Raw genomic sequence first — 25,501 nt, forward strand, 5'->3', positions numbered from 1 at the left:
GACTCGTTGAGTGAAAAGGGCGACTTCGGTCGCCCTTTTTCGTTTTCAACAGCTATCCCGTATTCCTGTACTGTGACTTGAGCTGAGCGGTGAAGCGTTCTCCTCTTTCTGCGTGCTCGTCGTGGCTTCGCTGTGTCTTGGGCTGTTCAAACTCTGTTCAGCGTGCTAAAACCCAAACATCCAATTTTGATCTAGCCGCTTGAAAACGAAGGGAAAACCATGACCAAGTCGGAGTTGATCGAGCGCATCGTCACTCAGCAGGGCCAGCTTTCCGCAAAGGATGTGGAGCTGGCCATCAAAACGATGCTGGAGCAAATGTCGCAGGCTCTAGCCACCGGGGATCGAATCGAAATTCGCGGTTTCGGCAGTTTCTCGCTGCACTACCGGGCTCCACGTGTCGGGCGCAATCCGAAAACCGGACAAACCGTTCGCCTCGATGGTAAGTTCGTGCCGCACTTTAAGCCCGGTAAGGAACTGCGTGATCGCGTCAATGAATAAAATGACTATGTTCTGGCCGAACGCCGGGACGGTACACTAATAATCGCCCTCCGAGTCGGCTTGTCCGTGAGGCGGACTTTCCGTTGCTCCTTTCGTAACGGTCTGTCTGGGCACAGCGAACGAAAAGTGTAGTCACACCACGAGAGAAACTGCTCAATGCGCCACCTCAAACGAATTTTGCTGGGATTGATCCTGCTGTTGGTAGCTGCCGCCACGCTGGTGTTCGTACTGGAGAACCGTCAGGTCGCAACCTTGGTGCTCTTCGGCTGGACTACGCCGCAGCTGCCGATGGCCGTTTTCGTTTCCGCCGCCCTGCTGGTGGGTCTACTGGTATCGCCGCTGCTGGGAATGTTGTTCTACGGCCGCCTGAGAATGCAACTGGTCTCCCGCCAGCGTCAGTTGGTGGCGTGCCAGAAAGAGCTGGCCCGACTTGCGGGGCAGTCGGCGGAGCCAGCTCCTTAGCTGTTCGCGTACGGGTTGCCTCTATACAGGATGCTGAAGCTGAGATGTTCTTCAGTGTCTGGTATGGTCGTTCACGAATATCATTGGGCCCTTTAAGCAATACTGCCTCTGGTGGCATTTCCCTGCCGGCTTGAGAGTAGGGCCAATGCTTGGTTGGACTTCCTTGTTTGAAGTGGCTGGGGCTGGGGTCGAGGGCACGAGCATGCTTGCTCCGCTGTAGGTGTACTCGGAGCGAAGCGTCCGGCAGTTTGAAAAATCCAGCTATATACCCCGATATCCTCCAGTATGGTGCCGCCGACGCCCCTTGTGGCGTTCAGTCGTATCACTCGGGCCTATCGCGAGTTGCGGTCTTTTTAGGAACCCGAGGCCGTTGGGCAGGTAAAGTCCAGCCGTCGGCCGTGGGGTTTCGAGCGGCTTCAGTGCAGGTCCATGCCGATCACCTATGCATGGTCTAGCATCTGGTAAGCACGGCACGCCTTCCATTGCTAGCAGCGGCATGCGTGTCAGCGAATATATCGTCAACTGTCTGAAGGGCCATGCCTAGGGAATCGCCGGTACAACGTGATCTTCGTCGGTTACAGGTCATGGGCACGTTCAGGCATGCTATCCAGATATAGGCTGCGGGGGAGCTGGACGGTCAGCGCTTCGGGATCGGAGAGGGCTATCGTCCCTGCTGATCGAGGCGTAGTGGTGGGCTTAATCACCCCTAATGCGCGAATGGTCGGACGAGATACACCTTGCCTATGGCTAGGTCGAGGGGGATGAATTGCTGGGTGTGTGAGCGAAGTCCGTGGGAGTTTACCCAGGGCCTTGAGTCAATTGGAAAAGCTCCCTGCAATGGCCAAGGTCGGATCAGGAGCAAGGTGACACGGAATAATATGAACATCTGCACTGCGAATGGCGCATCCAGCATGCGCGAAGGCAAGGCGTGGTATCTCGTGCAGTGCAAACCTCGCCAAGACGAACGGGCTGAAGAAAATCTGGGCCGCCAGGGATACGAATACTTTCGTCCGCTGTGTCGGCGAGAGCGTCTGGTGCGTGGCGCTCTGCAGGTCCAGAGCGAGTCGTTGTTCCCAGGCTATCTGTTCATCCAGCTGGCAGCCGATGCCAACTGGGCGCCACTGCGTTCGACTCGTGGCGTCAGTCGCCTGGTCGGCTTTGGCGGCATGCCGATGCCGATCGCCGACGAGCTGATCGCCGAGCTGCAGCGGCGTGTTCAGCTGGCGCCGCAACCTGCCTTGCAACCCGGAGACAGGGTGTGCATCACTTCAGGAAGTTTCGCGGAGCTGGATGCCATCTTTCTAGCTATGGATGGCGAAGAGCGGGTTGTCCTGCTGATGAGCCTGCTTCACCGCAAACATCGGCTCAGTATGCCCTTGGCAAACATACGCAAATACTGATAATCCTCTCCCTCTTGGCTAGGCATGGCAGGGCTGTGCTTGGGTAGGACTACATCGCAATTCCAGCTGCAGCGTTTTCAGGAGGTCAACGGTAAATCCTGGGGCGGTAGCGTGTCGCGTTTATCCAAGGCGATGGTGCTATGAAGGCGTGAAGCCATGCGTAGGGAGGGCGGTCGTAGTCGCAGTTGATGTCAGTGGTATGCCTTTGACTCAGGGACCTCAAGGAGCGGCTGGAGTTGTGTTTCACGCCGACCGTAACTCATGGCTGAGCGCGGTGGAGGGTGGTTCGCTTAACTGGGTGGCGGGCGCTGTACCATGGCGTCCTCGTCAGCATAATGACGCTGAAAGGGCTGGCAATTATTAACGCGGCAATCAAATTCACGATATAAAGGGACATGAAAAAGATCGATGCCCGAAAGCTCTCTCGAGAAACTCAGGACCAGATGCGACGCCTGGCCATGAATCTGCGTGAGCAGCGCGAACTGACTTGGCAAGAGGTTGCCGACGTATTGGGCGTACATCTGAGTACCGTACTAGCCTGGTCCAAACGCTACAGCGAGCAAGGCAGCGAAGGTCTGAAATCCAGGACACGAGGTCGGCGCCAGGCAAGCGGACGGACCTTGACGCTCGCACAGGAGTGGCAGTTGCGCTCGATTCTGGTGGGCCAGACCCCGAACCAGTTGCAACTCGACTTTGCCCTGTGGAACCGCCGGGCCGTCATGCAGTTGATCAAGCACTTGTATGGCGTCGAGATGCCGATCCGGACGGTGGGTCAGTACCTTCAGCGCTGGGGGTATACCCCACAGCGGTCGACCCGGCAGGCGCTGGAGCAGAACCCGGAGGCGGTCGAGCACTGGCTCGAAGAGACCTATCCGGCCGTTGTGGCACGCGCCAAGGCCGAAAACGCGACGATCTACTGGGGTGATGAAACGGCCGTAGCTGAAGATGGGCATTGGATCCGAGGCTATGCGCCGGCAGGAGTCACACCGGTGCTGGTGGCGCCGACCCGCCGTCATGGCCTGAGCATGGTTTCGGCGATCAGCAACCAGGGACTGGTACGGTTCGAGTTCCTGGAGGGGGCCATGAATACCGAGCGGATGATCGGTTTCATGTCGAGGCTGGTGGCGGATAGTGACAGGAAGATCTTTCTGATCCTGGACAACCTGCGTGTCCATCATGCGCGTCAGGTCAGGGAATGGCTTGAAGGGCACAAGGAAGAAATCGAAGCGTTCTACCTGCCACCCTATTCGCCTGAGTGTAATCCGGACGAGTATTTGAACCGCGACCTCAAGACACGCTTGCGCACCAGTGACCGGGCGCGAAACAAGACGGAATTGCTGGAGAGGGCCGAGGCATTCATGAGCTGGCTGGCCAAAACCCCGGAGCGGGTAGTTGCCTATTTCCAGCATGCGTCGGTGCGTTATGCCACTTAGATTGGGTATTTGATTGCCGGGTTAATAATTTCGTCGAGGCGACCCCCACCCAGTTGAACAAGGAGAAGCTGAGCGCGGCGAAAGATAGATTACCGAACTAATCAGATAGGGCGCTAGCCCTAGCTTTACCGGAAAATATTTACTCGTTTGCTTCCCGGAAGCCATAGGATTTCGATCTCGATGAAATTGATCCCCGTAATAATGTCTGGTGGTGTAGGCAGTCGCCTCTGGCCGGTATCCCGTGAAACTCACCCAAAACCATTCATGCCCTTGCCGGATGGTCAGAGTCTAATTCGGAAAACCTTCATTCGGGCAGCATCCCTAGACAACGTTGCTGAAATCCTCACTGTCACTAATCGAGAGCTTTTTTTCAAGACTGAAGACGAATACCGTCAGGCGGGATGTGCGCAGGCCAATCTAAGCTTCATTCTTGAACCTTTTGGCCGCAATACGGCGGCAGCAGTGGCTACCGCTGCCGTGCAACTCGACAGCATATACGGTTCGGATGCCCAGATGCTGGTGCTTGCGGCGGACCATCTGATTGCCGAGCAACCGGCTTTCGCCGAGGCAGTCAAGAAGGCCCAGATGCTTGCGGCAGAGGGCTGGCTGGTCACTTTCGGAATACGGCCGGAATATCCAGAAACCGGCTTTGGCTACATCGAGGCAGAAGGGGATAGCCTCCTGTCTGGCGGGCTCAAGGTTCGTCGCTTTGTCGAAAAGCCCAGCCTTGCTACGGCCCAGGGCTATGTCGCTGCTGGTAACTATTACTGGAACTCCGGGATGTTCTGCTTTCGCATCGGAACTTTATTGGAGGAGCTGCAGCTTCATGTTCCAGATGTCCTGGAGGCAGTACGCGCTACGATGGATCGGTCACGCTTGAGCGAGGCCGATAAACATCGCTGTCTGTTGCTCGACGCCGATTGCTTTGCGGGAGTGCCAGATATTTCCATCGACTATGCTTTGATGGAGCGCTCTGCAAAAGTGGCGACTGTGCCCTGCAATATAGGATGGAGCGATATCGGTTCTTGGGGGGCAGTGAGTGAACTCACTCCGGCGGATGAAGAGGGTAACCGCTGCGAGGGGGAGGTAATGCTCCATGGGGCCCGCAACAACTATGTTCAGAGTGGTGGCCGCCTTGCTGCTCTGGTGGGTGTGAATGACCTGATCGTGGTTGACACCCCGGATGCGATTCTGGTTGCTCATAAGGACAGCGCCCAAGATGTCAAACATATTGTTGGTCAGCTCAAGAAAAGCGGCCACGATGCCCATCTTGTACACCGCACCGTGTCTCGTCCTTGGGGAGCCTATACCATCCTGGAGCAGGGCGAGCGCTTCAAGATCAAGCGCATCGTGGTCAAGCCCAAGGCTTCGCTTTCCCTGCAAATGCATCATCATCGCAGCGAGCACTGGATCGTTGTCAGCGGCATGGCTAATGTAGTCAATGAAGGTCGCGAGTTTATGCTCAATACCAATGAGTCCACTTTCATCCCTGCAGGCCACAAGCATCGTCTGGAAAATCCCGGCGTCATTGATCTGGTCCTGATTGAAGTACAAAGCGGTGACTACGTTGGTGAGGATGATATCGTTCGTTTCGACGATATTTACGGTCGTGCGGGTGGTTGATAGTAGTCATGCGCTTCCTGCTTTGAGGTGTTGACTTGAAATCTATTGTTATTTGTATTTCACGATACTCGATTGGGAGTAGAGGTTAGAGTGAAGGTTGCCATCGTACATGACTGGCTGGTGTGCTACGCAGGTGCGGAGCGTGTCTTGGAGCAAATGCTTAAAGTTTATCCCGATGCGGATCTTTTCAGTCTGGTAGATTTTATTCCCGATGGTGAGCGGGGATTCATTCTTGATAAGTCGGTGGTGACCTCGTTTGTTCAGAAAATGCCTTGGGCTAGAAAAAAATATAGGCATTATTTCCCATTCATGCCGTTAGCGGTCGAGCAGTTCGATTTGTCTGCCTATGATTTGATTATCTCAAGTTCGCATGCAGTGGCAAAGGGGGTCATTACAGGGCCGGATCAGCTGCATATTTGCATGTGCCACTCGCCTGTTCGCTATGCCTGGGATCTGCAGCATCAGTATTTGCGAGAGTCCGGCCTGGACAAGGGGGTCAAGGGTTGGCTGGCTAAATGGATATTGCACAAGATACGTTTATGGGATTTGCGAACCGCCAATGGCGTCGACTCCTTCGTCTCTGTATCGAAGTTCATAGGTCGTCGTATCCGTAAAGTATATCGAAGGGATTCGGTCACGATTTATCCTCCCGTGAATGTCGATGCTTTCATGGCGGCTAGAGGTGATAAAGGAGATTTTTATATTACTTCGTCACGTCTCGTGCCTTACAAGAGAGTAGATCTTATTGTAGAAGCTTTCTCTCGTAAGCTTTCTGATAAGAGATTGGTTGTCATCGGTGATGGGCCTGAACTCCCTAGAATCCGTGCCTTGGCTGGGCCGAACGTCGAATTTCTCGGATATTGTGAATTCCCGGTTCTGAAAGAGTATTTGGCCAAGGCCAAGGCATTCATTTTTGCGGCGGAAGAGGATTTCGGTATTGCGCCGCTTGAGGCGCAGGCGGCAGGTACGCCAGTCATTGCCTATGGCAAGGGCGGGGCGTTGGAGACTATTCGAGGTTTGGAGTCCGAGAATCCCTCTGGCTGCTTCTTTTATGCACAGAGTGTCGAAGCGCTCGACATGGCTGTTCGGGAATTCGAAGATAAATCGTTCCGGATAACGCCGGATAATTGTGTCGAGAATGCGTTGCGCTTTAGTGAGTCTCGTTTTCGAGAGGAATTTGAAACTTTTGTGACGAACGAGTATCACAGTTGGATTGTAGATTTGGGGTGAGGGCTTTATCTGTAGTGTCAGGCGGAAAGGCCGATGGTGAAAGTCAAGCTTTTGACTGGCCGCTTGCTCGAGTGGGGGATGTGCTGTCTTTATTGCGTGGGTGGTATGTGATAACGTGGCGGCCTTTGGGCTGCCCGATATTGGTGCGGAGTTTTATGCGCAATACAAATGGAAATGGCTTGCAAGCTGCTCTTGAGGCTTGTAAGGGTGGTTTCATTACGGTCGGTTTCTTCAGTTTTTTTGTCAATGCGCTGATGCTGGCGCCAACCTTCTATATGCTCCAAGTATATGGTCGGGCGGTGACCAGTGGTAGTGTAACCACACTTTTGATGCTCACCCTGATCATGAGCGTTCTCATGCTGACCATGGGGGCCTTGGAGTGGACGCGATCACGTCTCATGGTTCGCATCAGTACCAAACTCGATGCGCTGCTCAGTCGTGAGGTCTACCGGGCCAGCTTCAAGCGGGCACTGGAAAGTGGTGGGGCAGACGCTTCGGCGCAGTCGATGAATGATCTTACGGGTCTGCGCCAGTTTCTTACCGGCAACGGGCTCTTCGCATTTTTCGATGTACCTTGGTTGCCGGTCTATATCGGTGTCATGTTCCTGCTTCATCCTTGGTACGGCGTGGTTGCCATCGGCAGCGCCATCGTGCTGATGTGCCTGGCCGCGGTGAACGAGAAGCTCACAGGTAAGGCTTTGGCTGAAGCCAACAAGCAAAATCTGGCTTCCAACCTGCATACCACCAAGAACCTGCGTAATGCCGAAGTCATCGAGTCCATGGGGATGCTCGGGACCCTCATGGAGCGCTGGCGACAGCGCCACCGGAAGGTGCTGCAACTTCAGTCGGCGGCCAGCGACAGGGCGGGCTTGATCTCGTCGTTCTCCAAGACCTTCCGCGCGCTGGTGCAATCGCTGATCCTTGGGCTAGGCGCCTACTTGGTTATCAAACAGGAAGTCAATCCTGGGGTGATGATGGCTGGCTCCATTCTGCTTGGTCGCGCACTGTCGCCGATCGATCAGATGATCGGAGGCTGGAAAGGTTTCGTCAACTCACGCTCCCAGTACCAGCGTCTCAACGACGTCCTGGAAAAGCAACTGGCCGAGCCGGAGCGCATGTCGTTACCCGTACCGAAAGGTCATGTTCAGGTGGAAAACCTGATCGTCAGTGCACCGGGTTCCAAAACACCGATCATCAAGAACATCAATTTTACCGTGCAGGCCGGCTCCGTCGTCGGCATCATTGGCCCTAGCGCCTCCGGCAAGTCCACTCTCGCCAGGGCGTTGCTCGGCGTCTGGCGGCCGCAGCATGGCGTGGTGCGGCTGGATGGGGCCGACGTCAATAACTGGGACAAGGAGGAGCTTGGGCCTCATATCGGCTATCTGCCTCAGGACATCGAGCTTTTCGAAGGCACCATCAATGAAAATATTGCCCGCTTTGGTGAGGTCGATCCTGGCAAGGTGATCGAGGCGGCCAAAATGGCAGGCGTGCACGAGATGATCCTGCAGCTGCCCGAGGGCTATGACACCGTGATCGGCAGCGGGGGGCTCAGCCTCTCCGGCGGTCAGCGCCAGCGTATCGGCCTGGCCCGTGCGCTCTATGGCGGTCCGCGGCTGATTATCCTCGACGAGCCGAACTCCAACCTGGACGATGTGGGGGAGCGCGCTTTGGGGACTGCCATTCGGCAAATCAAGGTGACCGGTGCAACCGTCTTCATCATCACCCACCGCACCAGTATTTTGGCTCAGCTGGATTGCTTGTTGATGATGCGCAATGGCGGCATTGCTCTTTATGGTCCGCGTGACAAGGTTTTGGCCGAACTCGCAGCCCAGCAACAGGCCGATCAGGCTAAACAGGCCACTCAGTCGCAGCCCGCCAAGGCTGCAGTTGATGCAGCCTTGGCAAACAAGGTCTGAGGGGGAAAGACAGAAATGACCGATGCGACTGCCAAGCGGCTGGACTCCAGCCTTTCCGATCCATCCACTTCCGGCAAGCGGGTAAGCTCCCTTGGTTTCCTGATTATTTTCATCACGTTTGGTGTCTTCGGCACCTGGGCTGCCTTTGCACCACTGGATAGTGCGGCTCTAGCTTCTGGTGTCGTAACCGTGAAGACTTATCGTAAAACGATCCAGCACCTTGAGGGGGGGATCGTCAAGGAGTTGCTGGTGCGGGATGGTGACCTGGTCAAGGCCGGAGATCCCTTGATTGTGCTCGATGAAACCCAGATTCGTGCCGATAACGAAGTGACCCGCAGCCAGCTGATCGCTGCGCAGGCAACTGACGCCCGTCTGCGTGCCGAGCGCGATGGTCTTCCGGTCGTCGATTTCTCCGCGATGATCGAACAGGACACCCCTCGTGCCCGCGAGGCCCGCGAGGGAGAAACCTTGGTATTCAAGGCCCGTCGCAACTCCCATCTGGGCGAGATCTCGGTGCTGGAAGAGCGTATCCGCCAGTTGCGTGAGCAGATCAATGGCCTGAAGAAGGTGATTTCCACCAAGAATAGCTTGGAAAGATCCTTTTCGACGGAAATTCGCGAGCTGAGGGAGCTGCTTGCCGAGGGGTTCGTCGACAAGACGCGCCTGTTGGAGCAGGAGCGTAATCTCGACAAGACGCATGCCGAGATTGCAGACCATGGCTCGGAGATCATCAAGACCCAGTTGCAGATCAACGAAACCGAATTGCAGATACTCCAGCTCAACAAGGACTTCAATGCCGAGGTTGTCAGCCAGTTGGCCGAGGTACAGACCAAGGTCTTTGATCTGCAGGAAAAAAAATCTGCCTTGGAGGATCGTCTGAGTCGCATCGTGATTCGTTCGCCCGAAGACGGCATGATTCTTGGCATGACAGTACATACCATTGGTGGTGTGATCAGCCCGGCGACTCCCCTGCTGGATATCGTGCCATCCGTTTCCGACTTGGTCGTCGAAGCTAAGGTTTCGCCGGTCGATATTGATCGGGTCGAGGCCGGCAAGTCTGCCGATATTCGCTTCAGCAGCTTCAACAGCAATACCACTCCGGTCATCGAGGGGCGGGTTATCCAGGTTTCCGCGGACCGTTTGGAGGATGTGAAGGATGGGACGCCCTACTACCTGGCTCGTGTCGGTTTGACCGAGGAGGGGGTCAAGCGCCTGGGCGGCCTCAATCTCAAGCTGCAGCCAGGCATGCCTGCTGACGTCTTCATCAACACCGGCGAGCGCACCATGCTGCAGTACCTGATGCAACCGGCCACCAATGCCTTCGCCAGATCGCTGATCGAGGAGTGACTTGTGCGCCGTTGTTCAACTTGCCTGTTGCTGGCCGTGCTGGCCGTATCGGTACAGGCCGAAACCCTTCGGAGCGAGCCCGCTCAGGTCCCTTTGGCCGCACGGCGGCAGGGGGTCAGTATCTCGGAGTACAGCGTCGACCTTATGCAGTTATACCGCGAGGCGAGTCTCGAGGATCCTCGGGTTCTGGGCGCCTATGCGCGCGCTCAGGCCGGCAAGGATCGCCAGCGTGAAGCATTGGGCGGCCTGTTGCCGCAGGTCTCCGCGAATACCGCGTTTGGTCGCAGTACGCGGGACACTGCTCTTGACCGTACCTCCTACGACACAGAGCGTTACTCCGCTAGCCTGACCCAGCATATCTACAACAAGGTCGCTTGGGAAAATTATCAGAAGTCCAAGAGTCTCGCCCGGCAAGGCGAAGCCGAGGCCGAAGACGTGCATGCCGAGGCGACCGTAGACTTGGCACAGCGTTATTTCGTTGCTTTGGCCGCGGAAGACGAGCTCGAACTGGTGATGGCGGAGCGCCGGGCGACCCAAAGGAATCTGGATCGCATTAAAGCGTTGTACGAAAAGCAGATGGCGATGGTCACCGATGTTCTTGATCTGCAGTCGCGCGTCGATGCGCTGGCTGCTTCAGAGCTCGAGGCGCGCAACCAGATGGAGGTCAGCCGTCAGGAACTTGCCGAACTCGTCGGACGGCCGGTGAAGGAAAATCTCAGTCGTATACGTGAAGATGTCCAGATGCAGGCGCCGGCCGAAAGCCTGGACGTCTGGATTGAGCGCGCCACTGCTGCCAACCCGGCGCTCAAAAGTCGAGAAAATGCGCTTGCCGCCGCTAATGCGGCCCTTCGTGGTGGCAAGGGGGGGCATTACCCCTCTCTTAGCCTTAGCCTGTCAGCCGTGCGCAGTGATAGTGGTTACGATAGTAATCAGTCGCCGCGCTATGACAACTACAGCGCCAGTGTCGGAGTGCAGGTGCCTATCTATAGCGGAGGAGCTACGTCTGCGCGCGTCAGGGCATTGCATAGCGACATGAGCGCGGCCGAGCAGGAGCTCGAGTCGACGCGGCGCGAGGTGGTCAAGGAAACCACTAGTGCCTACCTCACCGCCAACTCTAGCGTGGAAAGGATTCGTGCCTCGCGCAATGCGCTGGAGTCTGCAGAAAAATCCACGGTTGCGGCCGAGCGGGGTTTCCAGTTCGGTGTCGTGAATGCGGTCGATGTACTGGCCAGCGTGCAGAACGAGTACAAGGCGCGGCGCGATCTGCTCAAGGCCCAATATGATTTCATCACTAATCTTCTGGTCTTGAACCGCTGGTCCGGCAGGTTGTCCGAGCAGACGATTGAAAGCGTCAACGTATGGCTGGCCCATAATGGCGATGCAAGAGCCCTCAAGCAAAGCACGACAGAATGAGTTGCAAGTTCCAGATGAGGAGCAAATTCCCTCCTGCTTATGACTCAAGCTTTGTCCTGGGAGCCGTGTCGCCAGGAGCCTCGGCTCGCAGGCAATGTCCCCCATGAGGCTGTCGGCCGACTTTCCATGGCCGTGTGCTGGGGGCTTTGTCATGGAGTTTCAATTACTGCGACGGAGCGCCCGCAGGCAACCGCTTTTCGGCTTCATGCGATTGCCCTGGCTTGAGCCGTAGCATTCAATCCAGGAGTGAAAATGTTCGCCATGTTGAGAAGCCTCTGGGATTACAGGGGCTTCGTCGTTTCATCCATACGCAACGAGTTCGTTGCCCGCTTTGCCCGCAGTCGTCTCGGCGGTTTGTGGATGATCATCCACCCGCTGACCCAGGTGGCGATCTATGCCCTGATCCTCTCCAATGTGTTGGCGGCCAAGCTGCCGGGTATCGAAAACCGGTATGCCTATGCTCTCTACCTAATGGCCGGTACGCTGGCCTGGAGCCTTTTTGCCGAGATCGTCGGCCGCTGTCTGACCCTGTTCATCGACCAGGGCAACCTGATGAAGAAGATGCGCTTTCCGCGCATCACCCTGCCGGTGATCGTGATCGGCTCCAGCCTGCTTAACAACCTGTTGCTGTTCATCGCGGTGCTGGCGGTTTTTGCCCTGCTGGGACAGGCACCGAGTCTGGAGATGTTCTGGCTGATCCCGCTTACCCTGGCCGTGGTGGCGCTGGCGGCCGGCCTCGGCCTGATCCTGGGCGTGCTCAACGTCTTTGTTCGCGATATAGGCCAGGTTGTGCCAATCGTGTTGCAGATATGGTTCTGGTTCACGCCCGTCGTTTACCCGGTCGGCATCATCCCCGAAGAACTCAGGAGCATCATGGACGTTAATCCGATGTATCCAATCGTTAACGCCTATCATGACATTCTGGTTTACGGCAAAGTGCCGGATCTGCAACAGGCAGGCGTTACCGTGCTCGTGGCGATCGGCCTGACGTTGCTCGGCCTCTTCATGTTTCGCCGTGCCGCGCCGGAAATGGTGGACGCTTTATGACTCTGCTGAACGTCGACAACCTGGGCAAGGCCTACCGCATCTATGGTTCGGAATGGCAGCGCATCGCGAACTGGTTCTATCTGCCGGCCAAGCCCCGGGAAGAGCATTGGGTTCTAAAACACATCAGCTTCTCCATCCAGGCAGGGGAGGCTATCGGCATCGTCGGCCAGAATGGCGCCGGTAAATCCACCTTGCTGAAAATGATCACTGGCACCCTGCAACCCACCGAAGGCCGCGTGCAGGTGAACGGGCGCATCGCCGCGATTCTCGAATTGGGCATGGGCTTCAACCCGGAGCTCACCGGTCGGCAGAACGTCTATCACTCCGCCGGCCTGATGGGCTTCAACGCCGAACAGATCGAGCAGGCCATGGCGGAAATCGAAGCCTTCGCTGAAATCGGCGAATACTTCGACGAACCCGTGCGCACCTATTCCAGCGGCATGCAGATGCGTGTGGCGTTCTCGGTGGCGACCGCCTTCCGTCCGGAGATCCTTATCGTCGACGAAGCCCTGTCGGTCGGCGATGCCTACTTCCAGCACAAGAGCTTCGATCGCATCCGCGAGTTCCAGAAACAGGGGACGACGCTGCTGATCGTCTCCCACGACCGGGGAGCGATTCAAACGCTCTGCAATCGCGCGATCCTTCTGGAGCGCGGCACCGTCATCAAGGACGGAAATCCCGAGGAGGTGATGGATTTCTACAACGCCATCATCGCCGAAAAAGAGAATGCCAAAGTCGAGGTGCGGCAACTGGATGACGGCAGCGTACAGACCCGTTCCGGCACGGGAGAAGCCAGCATCGAGTCGGTTGGCTTGTACAACGCCGAAGGGCTTCCAATCGAGTTCGTATCGGTGGGAGAGCCTGTCTCCTTGCGTATCGTCGTCCGTATCAGCAGCGATATCCCCGAGTTGGTCATCGGATACATGATCAAGGATCGGCTTGGCCAGCCGGTTTTCGGTACCAACACCCACCATCTGGGCTGCAAGCTCGAAACCTTGCGCGCCGGAGAGGCGCTGGAATACCGTTTCGGTTTTCCGGCCAATCTCGGTGTCGGCTCCTATTCCGTCGCAGTGGCCCTGCACACTGCCGACAGTCACATATCCTGCAACTATGAATGGTGTGACCTGGCATTGGTGTTCAATGTGGTCAATGTCTCGAAGGAAGCGTTCGTTGGCCTAGCGTGGATCCCGCCGACTGTGGAGTGTCGCCGATAGCCAGAGTGCACTGCCATCGCCTATTGCCGAGAAAGAAAAGCGCCTCGTTCTGGCGGATGGCGCTTTTCGGTCAGGCATCGAAGTGGATGTGGCTTGGCACTTGATAGTGCTGCTCAAGCGGCATGGCGAGGGCGCGCGAGAGTAATTCCGGGAGTTGAAAGAGAAATTGGGTACTACAACATCAAGCGAAAGCCCGCTCAAGGTTCTTTATCTGGATCTGTCGGCCACGTGTCGTAACGATCTGAAAACCGGTATCGAGCGTGTTGCTCGAGCAGTGACGATTGCCTTTATAGAGAATTCACCTACCGGATATCGGGTCGAGCCTGTTTATCTGGATAAAGTGGATGGCACTTGGAGCTATTTCCATGCAGGGCGTCATACAGCCGGAATGCTGGGTATGGCTTCGGATGCTATTCGGGACGATATGGTTCGGCCTGCTCGTGGCGATATAGTTCTGGGCTTGGACATATCGGGAGATCTGCTTGTTCGTGCCGCAGAGGAGGGGTTCTTCGATAGTTTGCGCGCTGATGGTGTGCGGGTCTACTTCATGGTGTACGACCTTCTCCCGCTATCGCTTCCACATACGTTTCCTCCGGGAGCAAGTACAGGTCATGCCCACTGGTTATCCGCTATTGCCAGAATGGATGGAGCCGTGTGCATAACCCAATCGGTTGCCGACGACTTGCGTGCATGGCTTGTACAGCAGCATCTAGAAAGAGACGGGCAGCCGTTTCATGTTCTGGTTTCCCACCTGGGGGCCGATATCGATAGCTCCGCTCCAAGCCGGGGGCTTCCCGCGGACGAGCAAGCCGTTCTGGGCGAGTGCCGGTCGCGGCCGACCTTTCTTATGGTCGGTACTATCGAGCCACGAAAAGGCTACCTGCTTGCCCTGGAGGCTTTCACGCGGCTCTGGAGCGCCGGTGTGGACATCAACCTGGTGATCGTTGGGAAGGAAGGCTGGATCGGGCTTCCCGATGACATGCGCAGAACGATTCCCTATATCCTTGAGCGCCTGCGCTCACACTCCGAGCGGGGAAAGCGGCTCTTCTGGCTTGAAGGCATCAGCGACGAATATCTGGAAAAAGTCTATGCGGCCTCTACCTGCTTGCTCGCCGCCTCCGAAGGCGAAGGGTTTGGGCTGCCGCTGATCGAGGCCGCGCAACATAGCCTTCCCGTCATTGCGCGAGACATTCCGGTGTTCAGGGAAGTTGCCGGCGAGAATGCCCATTATTTTCCTCGCGGGGCAGACCCGGCAGCGCTGGAGCACAATATTGCTGCCTGGCTGGAGCTATATCGCCAAGAGGCTCATCCACAATCCAGGAATATAGCGTGGTTGACTTGGAGCGAGTGTGCGAAACGTATATTTTTCGCTATTTTTCAGGCCGAGACCAAGCAGGCAAGGATTTTTGTCGATATATCCGTTGTCTACAAGCATGATTTAAGAACCGGAATCCAGCGTGTCGTCAGGGCGATTCTGAGTGCACTGCTAGAGAGCCCGGAAGACCCCTTTGAGATTGTGCCGGTCTATTTGGCGTGCGAGGACACAATATGGCGCTACAAAAAAGCCAATATCTCCTTGCGCAATGGCGAGTTGCTTGCCGAGCCTGGCAAGGTTTCCTATGAAATAGACTTTTCCGCAGGAGATATTCTGCTGTGCCTGGATCTGGCCGGTGGCTATGTAGTACCTGCATCGCAACAGGGGCTGTATTCCAGAGTACAAAAGAAGGGGGCGGCGGTTTATTTCGTCGTTTACGATTTACTGCCGGTCAGGTTGCCGGAGTATTTCGCAGAGGCGGATATAGCCGGCTATCTTGACTGGCTTGGTGTCACGTCGGAAAGCAGCGGTGTTCTGTGTATATCGCAGGCTGTTGCGGCCGATTATCGACGCTGGTTCGAGATGCTTCCCTGCGTCATGAGAGGAAAAGAGTTCCGGATTTCTTGCTTTCATCTGGGGGCAGATATAATCAACTCCTCTCCCACTCATGGGCTGCCGGACAACTGGGAAGATCAAGTGCATTCGATGAGTCGCCGGCCATGCTTCCTGATGGTGGGAACCATCGAGCCGCGCAAGGGATATGGACAGGTCCTATCGGCCTTCGAAGTGCTCTGGGCGGCCGGCGTCGAGCTGACCTTGGTCATTGTGGGCAAGAAAGGCTGGATGATGTCCGTCTTTCACGAAAAATTGCACGCCCACCCGGAACTCGGCAAGCGACTTTTCTGGTTCGACGGTATCAGCGACGAATACCTGGAAAAGCTCTATGCCGCTTCGACCTGCCTGATCGCCGCCTCCGAAGGAGAGGGTTTCGGCCTGCCACTGATCGAGGCGGCCCAGCACAAACTGCCCATCATCGCCCGCGACATTCCTGTATTCCGAGAAGTGGCCGGCGATCATGCCTATTATTTCACGGGGCCGACTACGGAAGACTTGGCGAGGGCGATTGCCGACTGGTTGCAACTGCACGAGGAAGGGCAGCATCCCACTTCCGACAGCATGCCCTGGCTGACCTGGAAGGAAAGTGCGAAGCAGCTCAAGCATGAGCTGCTCGACTTTTGAACCATCGCCATAGCGCTCTCGTGCGATGACAAGGCTCAGATAAAAATTGGTAAAGAGTTTCTTATGATCAAGGATCGTGTTAACCCGCCTGTCTGCAAGGTTTCTGCCCACCGTCGGCCCACTCCGGCACGGCTGTTCAACGTGGCCAGTGCCACCCTGGAGTGTCGCCCATGATGGAGCAGTTCTATCGCGCCTTCGAGGAGCGCCTGCGTGGTTCGCGAGCGCTGATCAAAGAGCGTCAAACAGTCTACCTGCCCTTTATCGCTCCGCTGAAAATGCTTTATGCCAGTTGCCCGGCACTGGATCTTGGCTGCGGCCGCGGGGAATGGCTGGAGATCCTGCGGGAAAACGGCTTCGAGGCGCGGGGCGTCGACCTCGATCAGGGCATGCTGGAGGGCTGCGACGCCCTGAGTCTGCCGGCGGAACAGGGCGAGGCCCTGGAAACTCTCAAGCTCCTCGCAGATGAGAGCCTGGCACTGATTTCCGGCTTTCATATCGCCGAACACATGCCCTTCGAACGTCTCCAGCAACTGGTGGCCGAGGCGCTGAGGGTGTTGAAGCCGGCAGGCCTGCTGATCCTGGAATCGCCCAATGCGGAAAACCTCGTGGTCGGCACCAATAATTTCTATTTGGACCCTACCCACGAGCGCCCCATTCCTCACCTGCTACTGAGCTTTCTTACCGAATATACCGGCTTTGCGAGGTTCAAGCTGCTGCGCCTGCAGGAGCCTCCGGAGCTGGCGAAAGCCGAGCGGGTCGCCCTGATGAACGTACTGGCCAGTGCCAGTCCGGACTACGGGATAGTGGCGCAGAAAGGCGCCCCGGCCGGGCAGACGGCACTTTTCGACCAAGCGTTCGAGAAGGAATACGGCCTGGCTCTCGATACGCTGGCCAGGCGGTATGACGATGGCCTGAAGGAAGAACTGGAGTGCTTTCGGAGGCAACTCGAGGAGGCCGGTGCGCGTAGCCGGGAAGTCGAGGCAGCCTTTAGGGGAAGCATTGCCCGGACCATCCAGGCCGAAGTGAAGCAGGCGGCCGTGGAAACCCTCAATGAAACGCTCCGTCAACAGGCGCAGCAGGCAGCCAGCGAGTCGAATGCCCTGTGGGAGCAGGCTCGACAGCTCAATGCACAACTGCAGCAAGAGCGGCAGCAGTTCGAGGCACAGTTGCAGCAAGAGCGGCAGCAGCTCAATGCACAACTGCGGCAAGATCGACAGCAGTTCGAGGCACAGTTGCATCAAGCTCGACAGCAGCTCGAAGAGGTACAGCGTAGCGCCCACCACTGGCACCTGCAGGCCAACACCTACGAGGCACAGGCGAAAGACGTCCTCAGCAGTACCTCCTGGCGCGTCACCAAACCGTTGCGCCTGCTAATGATCGGCCTGCGGCGGTTGGGAAGATTGCCCTGGCAGGCTACGAGACGTGTGCTGCGCCCCGTTCTTGCTTGGGCCATGCGTTGGGTCATGGGGCGGCCGGAGTTGAAGCGTTGCTTGGTCGATCGGTTGCGACGACATCCGACCCTTTTCCAGCACCTCAGGCTGTTCGCTCTGAATCGCGGCCTATTGGGACCAATGCCGTCTTTTTTGAACCCGCAACCCTCAACTAGAGAAGTACTAAAAGGCAAGCAGACTGAAGATCTTTCGACAATGAGCCCTAGGGCTCGCCAGATCTACATGAAATTAAAAGAAGCTATACGGGAAAAGGGTGCGCACTGATGCGTATTGTTATTGATTTACAGGGTGCGCAAACTGAAAGTCGCTTTCGGGGTATAGGTCGTTACTCCTTGTCGTTGGCTCAAGCGATTGCCCGGAACAGGGGGGAGCATGAAATCATCTTGGCACTGAGTGGACTTTTCCCTGAAACTATAGAAACAATACGCGCTGCCTTCGAGGGAGTTCTGCCACAAGAAAACATTCGAGTCTGGTATGCGCCTGGACCGGTTCGGGAGATGGAGCCGGATAACATTTCTCGACGCGAAGTGGCACAGTTCATTCGTGAGGCTTTTCTCGTAAGTCTGAAGCCGGACGTGATTCACATCAGTAGCTTGTTTGAAGGCTATGGCGATGATGCTGTAACAAGTATAGGCTGTTTTGATACGGTTACACCTGTCAGCGTTTCTCTTTATGATCTCATTCCGCTGCTGAATCCGGACCACTATCTGAAGCCGAATCCGAGCTATGGGCAGTACTATCTGCGCAAGATTGAATATATAAAGAAAGCTGCGATTTATTTGGCGATTTCTGAATATTCGCGACAAGAGGGCTTTGAGTATCTAGGTGTTTCTGAGTCTAATCTTGTAAATATTTCAACAGCTATTGATTCTCACTTTCAGTCTATTCATGTCGATGAAGGAGTTGCTAGGCAAATTTTTAATAAGTTTGGTCTTGCTCGTCCTTTTATTCTTTATACAGGGGGCGCCGACGAACGTAAAAACCTACCGCGTCTTATCCAAGCGTTTGCGGCCCTGCCTGCTAATGTCCGGAATAAGTACCAGTTGTTGCTGGCCGGTAAGGTCTCTCAAGGGGAGCACTTGAGTCTGCTAAACCAGGCAAAGTCAGCCGGTTTACGGCCGGATGAGCTGTGTTTTACAGGGTATGTCACAGAGGAAGAGTTAGTTCAGCTATATAACCTGTGCGAGTTATTCGTCTTCCCATCTTGGCATGAGGGCTTCGGTCTACCGGCATTGGAGGCAATGGCCTGTGGAGCTCCGGTCATCGGTGCCAATACCTCCAGCCTGCCCGAAGTGATAGACCTAGATTTAGCTTTGTTCGACCCACTCGATGTCTCCTCTATTACAGCCAAAATGACCCAGGCTCTAGAGGATGAAGCTTTGCGGGCGGTATTGCGAGCACATGGCTTACAGCAAGCAAAACGGTTTTCGTGGGATGTATCGGCCCGGAGAGCGATTACAGCTTTTGAGTCTCTGGCAAAAGTACAGCAAAGGCAGCCTGTTAGCTCTCTGCCTCCAGGCAGGAAGCCAAGGCTAGCCTTTGTCTCTCCTTTGCCGCCTGCGCGTACCGGTATCGCTGATTACAGTTCCGAGCTATTGCCCGCATTGGCAGAGTATTACGATTTAGAATTGGTTGTGGCCCAAGATCAAGTCGATGACCCTTGGGTTAACCAATATGGCAAAGTACGGGACGTGAATTGGTTGTATGCTAACTTTGGTGAAGTTGATCGTGTGCTCTATCAGATTGGTAATTCCCCCTTTCATCAGCACATGTTGTCGTTGATGCAGGAAATACCCGGGGTAGTTGTACTCCATGATTTCTACCTGAGCGGATTGATGGCTTGGCAGGAGCTGCATGCTGGAATGGAGCATGTATGGACCAAGGCGCTTTATGATGCTCATGGCTATGGTGCGGTGCGCGAGCGCTATCGTGATACTGAGTCGGCCAAGCTTAGGTATCCGGTTAACCTTCATGTGCTTCAGTATGCTCAGGGGCTTATTGTCCACTCTGAATTTTCGAAAAAGCTTTCTCGTCTATGGTATGAGGATAGTTTTACTGCCGATTGGGAAGTCATTCCTCACTTAAGATCACCTGCTGGCGAGAGTGACAAGGCCCGGATTCGTCAAGAGCTGGGTATAGGTCAAGAGGATTTCGTAATTTGCAGTTTTGGGTTCTTGGATTCGACCAAGCTCAACCATCGTTTGCTTGAGGCTTGGCTAGGTAGTGCTTTGGCAATGGATAAGCGTTGCAGGTTGATATTTGTGGGTGAGAACCATGGAGGCAATTACGGGGAAAGGCTGCTGCAGATAATTTGCAAGAGCAGAGTTGCGGATCGTGTCAAGATTACTGGATTTGTGTCCTCGGAGCTTTTTAAGAGTTATCTGGCTGTGACGGATTTGGCTGTTCAATTGCGCACCAATTCTCGCGGTGAAACTTCCGGTGCCGTATTAGACTGTATGAATCATGCACTACCGATCATTGTTAATGCCAATGGTTCTATGGCTGATCTCAACAATGAGGCAGTTTGGATGCTCCCGGATGAGTTTGAGGATATGGCTCTTGTCGAGGCTATTGAAACGCTCTGGCGTGACCCGGATCGCTGTGCTGATATGGCAAAGCGCGCAAGTAATATTATACTGACCCAGCATGCCCCTGTTGTGTGTGCTAAGCGTTATGCCGAAGCAATCGAGCGATTCAATCAACAAGCCTTGACGGCCGTTCCTGCGTTGGTTCACCGCATCGCTGCGGTGACGGATTTTAAGCCAAGTGATGTTGAAATTCGGCAGTTTGCTAAGGCTATTTCCACCACGCTTCCCTTGATGCGGCCAGCAAAGAGGTTGCTGCTGGACATCTCGGCAACTTGTCGTACCGATTTGAAAACTGGTATCGAGCGCGTGGCACGCGCGTTGTTACTGGTGCTCTTGGATGCTCCGCCAGAAGGCTTCCGTATTGAGCCTGTTTATCTCAGCGATACGGGGAGTGGGTGGAAATATCGTTATGCTCGGCATTATATACTTGATTTGTTGGGCTGTTCGCAAGGTGGTCTGGACGACGAAATCGTTGAGCCGGAGAGTGGCGATGTGTTGCTCGGGTTGGACTTGTCTGGAGATATTCTAGTACAGGCAAATCATGCGGGTCTGTTTGCAGAGTACCGCGCTCAGGGTGTTTCGATTTATTTCATGGTCCATGATATTCTTCCAGTCAGAATGTCAAATGTGTTCCCTCCGGGGGCTGACCAAAGCTATATGCAATGGCTTCAAGCCGTTGCGCATTTTGATGGTGTCATCTGTGTTTCGAGGGCTGTTGCCGACGATCTCTCCGCATGGCTGGTAGAGGAGGGTATTAGTCGTGCTGCTAACCAGAGATCTTTTGGGATTTTCTGGTCGCATCATGGTGCGGATTTTGCCTGCTCTGCACCTAGCTCAGGACTCCCTGACGACGCCGAATGGACGCTACAACAGCTAAGCTCCCGCCCGAGTTTTCTGATGGTGGGTACTATTGAACCCCGCAAGGGATATTTGCAAGCCATTCAGGCTTTCGGGGAGCTTTGGCGTAACGGGGAAGATATCAACCTAGTCATTGTTGGCCGAGAGGGCTGGAAACCCTTGCTAGATGAAGCACGTCGCGATATTCCTGAAACAGTCGACTATCTAAAAAGTCATCCCGAGTTAAATAAGCGACTTTTTTGGCTCGAAGGAGTCAGTGATGAGTATCTGGAGAAAGTCTACTCTACAAGTTCCTGCCTTATCGCCGCCTCTTATGGAGAGGGCTTCGGTCTCCCCCTGATCGAAGCGGCCCAGCACAAGCTACCCATCATCGCTCGCGACATTCCGGTATTTCGCGAGGTGGCCGGCGAGCATGCTCATTACTTTAAAGGGCTGGCAGCGGAAGACCTAGCGGCAGCCATCGACGACTGGCTGAGGCTGTATGAAGAGGGGCGACACCCGACGTCCGACAGCATGCCCTGGCTGACTTGGAAGGAAAGCGCGGAACGGCTCAAGCGTGTATTGCTTAACACTCGAGCCCCTGTCGAGAGAAGCGTGTGATTAGGGAAAAACTTCGATTTCGATAGCTGGGGGGACGTGCATACATCCGAAACCAGGAAAAGGAAGACAAGCACTACGGCCAGCTAAAGTTTTGCCTGCAGTGACAGCCGCCTTCAGGCGGCTCAACTACTTGCCCCTTTGGGGACTAACAGAATAAAGCACCTGGTTTAGCCAGGGGATACTTATTCAGTATCGATGCCAGCATATTGCGAGGATATTAATGATCCAAAAGCACTCTCGGTCTGTATTTAACCCTGTGTACTATCCTTATATAGATGGCTTGCGCGCACTTGCTGTGCTCGCAGTGTTCTTCTTTCACCTTGATAGTGCTTGGGTGTCAGGAGGTTTTGTTGGCGTTGATGTCTTCTTTGTTTTGTCTGGATTTATTGTGAGCGCCTCTATTGCAAGCTTCAGGGGGTATGGGTTTTTAGCATTTCTTGGTTATTTTTATGCTCGGCGTATCAAGCGAATTTTTCCTGTACTAATTGTTTGCTTACTGGTTACAGGGTATGTCTCTGCTTTGTTTGTTCCTGCTTCTTGGCTTAGTGGTGTGAATCAAGAAACAGGGTTGTATGCGTTCTTCGGTTTAAGTAATTTGCTATTGGCGCAGACCGGGCGTAACTATTTTGCTCCAACGGCAGAATTTAATCCTTATACTCATACTTGGTCTTTGGCTGTGGAGGAACAATTTTATCTGATTTTTCCGCTCTTGTTTCTCGCTTGGTTGGGTGGGCGGAGGGGCCGCTTGCTGTCTGTTGGCTTGTTTGGCATTGGCCTATTAGCCTCTGTAGTGTTCTCTGCTTGGCAGAGTCAAGCTAGCCCTATTCAAGCTTACTTCTTGAGCCCCGGTCGATTCTGGGAGTTGGCGGCTGGCGTATTGCTTTATCAGTTGATTAGCCTAAGACCTGCGGTGAAAGCATTTGGTTCGGCTGGATTGGAGCGTGTGCGTGCGCGTGAGTTGGTGGGTTTTGTATCGCTTTTGGTTCTACTCGCATCCTTCTTTTTTTCCACTCAGGAAGATTTTCCGATGCCGGGTGCGCTTATGGCTGTGCTTGGTACCCTCGGAATTATTTTCAGCTTGCATAGCCATCCAGAGCTTGAGCGTATACATGGTATAATTGGCAGCAGGCCGCTAGTGCTTGTTGGTCGAATCTCTTATTCTCTCTACCTCTGGCACTGGCCGGTGTTCGTTTTTTTCAGGTGGACCTGTGGGCTGGATACGCTATTACTGAAAATCCTCGCAGCTTCATTAGCATTCCTTCTGGCAATTGCCTCGTACCGTTTCGTCGAGAGGCCTATTCGCCACTCAAGTGTTATTCAGAAAGTACCTCAGGTTGCAGTGATCGCCAGCGGCCTACTAATTATTGGTGGCTCTTGGTGGCTTTCCGTGCAAATCTCATCCAGTATGGAAAAGCTGTCTCTCAGCACCGTTAGCCATGATCAAGCAATTTGGTACCCACACGGGGAGGCAACAAGTCCAGGCTATCCGGGATGCACGGTTTATCCGCAAGCGACCAACGTAGGGGGAGGTATGTTGTTGACATTCGCGCCCCAGGACTGCCATGAGACCCGGCCGCTCAACCCAGCAAGCATCTATGTTATTGGTGACTCTCATGCGTTGGCTTATGAGGGAATGTTTAAACAGTATGCTATTCATAATTCGATAAAAATTAATGCCTATAATAATGGAGGTTGTCCATTTCTCAGTCTACAGCCTATTCGTGACTTGGATAACCCAGATTGCCAGCGCTATGCTGAGGCAGCCTTGTACGATATACGGAAGCAAATTAAGTCAGGCGATGTACTATTCTTGGCATCGCTACGCTTGCCACGCTTCTCTGATCAGTGGGCTTATTTTGGTGATGAAATAGTCAACACCATGATGTTTGGTCCGCACGCTGTTGCTGAGCGCAAGCGAGCCGAAATCGATGCTGTGAAGATTTTGAGCGAGTTTGCAGAAAAGGGTGTGCAGGTTGTTCTTGAAGCACCTAAGCCACTGTTCAAGGCTCCCCCATTTCGTTGTGCTGACTGGTTCAATCGCGGGAACCCGATATGTAGCCATGGTTTCAATATGCCTCGTGAACAACTCGAGGCACTTCGTAAACCAGTGCTGGACAGCTATGCCAATATTGCTCGTCAGGTTCCAGGGGTTAAAGTATGGGATCCGTTTCCGATTCTTTGTTCTAGCATGCAATGTCAGGCTTGGGAGGGTGGGTTTCCGCTATTTATGGATGGCGATCACTTGAGTGGGTATGGAAATAAAAAGCTTTTACCTTCCTTTGCTGAGTTTATGCATGACCTAGTAGGAGTCTACCCGGCAAAACTGGAAGATGGTTTTGATCTTAGTAAAGATGGAATGCCGGATTTTCTGAGTCGTGTTGAGGGAATATCCCATAAAGAAAGTTGGGGGCGCTGGTCAGATGCCAGTCTGTCTGATCAAGTTCAGTTTGAGTTTGTAGAAAGCCTTCCTGAGTCCTTCGAATTGGAGGTCCGCGCTCAGGCATACGGACCCAATATCGGTAAGCCAGTTCTCTTTGTTGTTGGAGGCTTAGGGAAAGAGGTGATTTTTTCCGAAAAACAATCTGTTGTCTATCTTTCGTATGAGAATATCAATCGAAGTAAGGCGATTCAGATCGTCCCGCCTGTGCCAACTAGCCCGCAGTCGCTGGGGGCTGGTGGTGATTCTCGGAAGCTGGGCATTGGTATTAGTTATATTAAGGTGCATGGAGCAAAAAGCGACGGATTACCCGATCGTTCTCTTGAGGCTGGTCATTCCACTGAAAATTCGGGGTCTTAGGGGCTATCCATAAATAAACAAGGTAATTCTCCGGCTCGGCTAAGAGGCTCCTTGAGGTTTGATTGCGTGATATGTATTGCTTGTAGTGTTTGTTTTTTTGGCTTTTTACAGGGATAGGGGCGATTGCAGAGGCTGAGTGCAGTACGGTTACTGGATTGAAGTAGGCGCTTCATGCTGCTTCGTCATTACTTCTGTCGCACCTTACCGAGATAGCCAGATGTTGCACTCAGCTTTTGCGGTCGCCAGGATTTTCTGTTTTACGATTCGGCAAACTACCAGCTCTGTTGGTTTTATAGCGATCATGAACGATACTAAGCAACTTGGGTCATGCAGGCTATGGCTGCATTTTTATCTGGAATTTTTGGGGATGTTGAGCAATGAACAAGGCCATCGTAACGGGTATCACTGGCCAGGACGGCGCCTACTTGGCACAACTGCTGCTTGAGAAGGGCTATACCGTTTACGGTGCCTACCGCCGCACCAGCTCGGTGAATTTCTGGCGCATCGAGGAGTTGGGGATCGAGCGTCATCCCAACCTGCATCTGGTCGAGTACGACCTGACCGATCTGTCCGCCAGCATTCGTCTGCTGCAGAGCACCGAGGCCACCGAGGTGTACAACCTGGCCGCGCAGAGCTTCGTGGGGGTGTCCTTCGAGCAGCCGCTGACCACGGCGGAGATTACCGGCCTGGGTGCGGTGAACCTGCTGGAGGCGATCCGCATCGTCGTAAGTGATCCATGAACCCCGTCTGTTAACGGCCGAGCCGGTCTTTTACAGTGGCGCCGTCGGAGTGCAGTTCCACGGCAGCAGCGCCTCGTAGTCTTCGACGCTTTGCGCTGCCGGCAACCGCTCGAGGATGTGGCGCAGCCAGGCGTAGGGCTCCTGCCCGTTGGCCCTGGCGGTTTCCACCAGGCTGTAGAGCTGCGCGCTGGCCGTCGCGCCTTTGGGCGTGTCGCTGAACAGCCAGGCCTTGCGCCCGATGACGAACGGGCGAATAGCCCGTTCGGCACGGTTGTTGTCGATCGGCAGGTAGCCCGCCTCGGTATAGCGGATGAGCCGGCTCCAGTTGCT

At 54.7% G+C, this 25,501-nt stretch carries 16 protein-coding genes and 1 pseudogene; 16 read left to right on the top strand and 1 reads right to left on the bottom strand.

The window, feature by feature from the left end; all coding sequences use genetic code 11:
• The first annotated feature begins 219 nt into the window (after nt 1-219).
• The 16 genes and pseudogenes from ihfB to BMY22_RS08750 form a co-directional block, all read left to right on the top strand.
• The gene (ihfB, locus tag BMY22_RS08675) at nt 220-498 is read left to right on the top strand and encodes an integration host factor subunit beta (RefSeq protein WP_012700218.1); all 279 of its coding nucleotides are present in this window, start codon (nt 220-222) and stop codon (nt 496-498) included.
• A 156-nt stretch (nt 499-654) separates the two neighbouring features.
• Nucleotides 655-960, top strand: a complete 306-nt coding sequence (locus tag BMY22_RS08680) for a lipopolysaccharide assembly protein LapA domain-containing protein (protein WP_090621214.1) — start codon at nt 655-657, stop codon at nt 958-960.
• Between the two features lie 878 nt (nt 961-1,838).
• On the top strand, nt 1,839-2,360 hold the full coding sequence (gene rfaH, locus BMY22_RS08685; protein ID WP_244158829.1) for a transcription/translation regulatory transformer protein RfaH: 522 nt from the start codon (nt 1,839-1,841) through the stop codon (nt 2,358-2,360).
• Nucleotides 2,361-2,755: 395 nt separating this feature from the next.
• Nucleotides 2,756-3,793, top strand: coding sequence for an IS630 family transposase (locus BMY22_RS08690; protein WP_090621216.1), 1,038 nt, complete (start codon nt 2,756-2,758; stop codon nt 3,791-3,793).
• A gap of 180 nt (nt 3,794-3,973) precedes the next feature.
• Nucleotides 3,974-5,416: a mannose-1-phosphate guanylyltransferase/mannose-6-phosphate isomerase gene (locus tag BMY22_RS08695; protein ID WP_090621218.1), complete on the top strand. Its 1,443-nt coding sequence runs from the start codon at nt 3,974-3,976 to the stop codon at nt 5,414-5,416.
• Between the two features lie 90 nt (nt 5,417-5,506).
• Nucleotides 5,507-6,646 (top strand): glycosyltransferase family 4 protein, encoded by a 1,140-nt coding sequence (locus BMY22_RS08700; RefSeq protein ID WP_244158830.1) that lies wholly within the window; start codon nt 5,507-5,509, stop codon nt 6,644-6,646.
• A 155-nt stretch (nt 6,647-6,801) separates the two neighbouring features.
• On the top strand, nt 6,802-8,562 hold the full coding sequence (locus BMY22_RS08705; protein WP_090621220.1) for a type I secretion system permease/ATPase: 1,761 nt from the start codon (nt 6,802-6,804) through the stop codon (nt 8,560-8,562).
• Between the two features lie 15 nt (nt 8,563-8,577).
• Nucleotides 8,578-9,909: an HlyD family type I secretion periplasmic adaptor subunit gene (locus tag BMY22_RS08710; protein WP_090621222.1), complete on the top strand. Its 1,332-nt coding sequence runs from the start codon at nt 8,578-8,580 to the stop codon at nt 9,907-9,909.
• Between the two features lie 3 nt (nt 9,910-9,912).
• Entirely contained in the window at nt 9,913-11,322 is a 1,410-nt protein-coding gene (locus tag BMY22_RS08715; RefSeq protein WP_090621224.1) for a TolC family outer membrane protein, read from the top strand.
• Between the two features lie 252 nt (nt 11,323-11,574).
• Nucleotides 11,575-12,369 carry an ABC transporter permease gene (locus BMY22_RS08720; protein ID WP_090621226.1) on the top strand — a complete coding sequence of 265 codons (795 nt, stop codon included), beginning with the start codon at nt 11,575-11,577 and terminating at the stop codon, nt 12,367-12,369.
• A complete protein-coding gene (locus BMY22_RS08725; protein ID WP_090621228.1) occupies nt 12,366-13,583 on the top strand; it encodes an ABC transporter ATP-binding protein in 1,218 nt (405 codons plus the stop codon). Before BMY22_RS08720 ends, BMY22_RS08725 begins: the two co-directional genes overlap by 4 nt.
• 154 nt (nt 13,584-13,737) lie before the next feature.
• Nucleotides 13,738-16,137 carry a glycosyltransferase family 4 protein gene (locus BMY22_RS08730; RefSeq protein WP_143068473.1) on the top strand — a complete coding sequence of 800 codons (2,400 nt, stop codon included), beginning with the start codon at nt 13,738-13,740 and terminating at the stop codon, nt 16,135-16,137.
• A gap of 170 nt (nt 16,138-16,307) precedes the next feature.
• The gene (locus tag BMY22_RS08735) at nt 16,308-17,852 is read left to right on the top strand and encodes a class I SAM-dependent methyltransferase (RefSeq protein ID WP_090621232.1); all 1,545 of its coding nucleotides are present in this window, start codon (nt 16,308-16,310) and stop codon (nt 17,850-17,852) included.
• Nucleotides 17,852-21,634, top strand: a complete 3,783-nt coding sequence (locus BMY22_RS08740; protein ID WP_090621234.1) for a glycosyltransferase — start codon at nt 17,852-17,854, stop codon at nt 21,632-21,634. The genes BMY22_RS08735 and BMY22_RS08740 overlap by 1 nt, the downstream gene beginning before the upstream one ends.
• Before the next feature lie 220 nt (nt 21,635-21,854).
• Nucleotides 21,855-24,431 (top strand): acyltransferase family protein, encoded by a 2,577-nt coding sequence (locus BMY22_RS08745; RefSeq protein ID WP_090621236.1) that lies wholly within the window; start codon nt 21,855-21,857, stop codon nt 24,429-24,431.
• A gap of 377 nt (nt 24,432-24,808) precedes the next feature.
• A pseudogene (locus BMY22_RS08750) lies at nt 24,809-25,156 on the top strand (GDP-mannose 4,6-dehydratase); the annotation flags it as partial.
• A gap of 45 nt (nt 25,157-25,201) precedes the next feature.
• On the opposite strand, the gene BMY22_RS08755 reads toward BMY22_RS08750, so the two are convergent.
• Nucleotides 25,202-25,501 (bottom strand): transposase domain-containing protein (locus tag BMY22_RS08755; protein WP_143068474.1); only part of this gene is annotated, 300 nt, incomplete at its 5' end.

This window comes from Azotobacter beijerinckii, from assembly GCF_900110885.1.
In the GTDB taxonomy this organism is placed as follows: Bacteria; Pseudomonadota; Gammaproteobacteria; order Pseudomonadales; family Pseudomonadaceae; genus Azotobacter; species Azotobacter beijerinckii.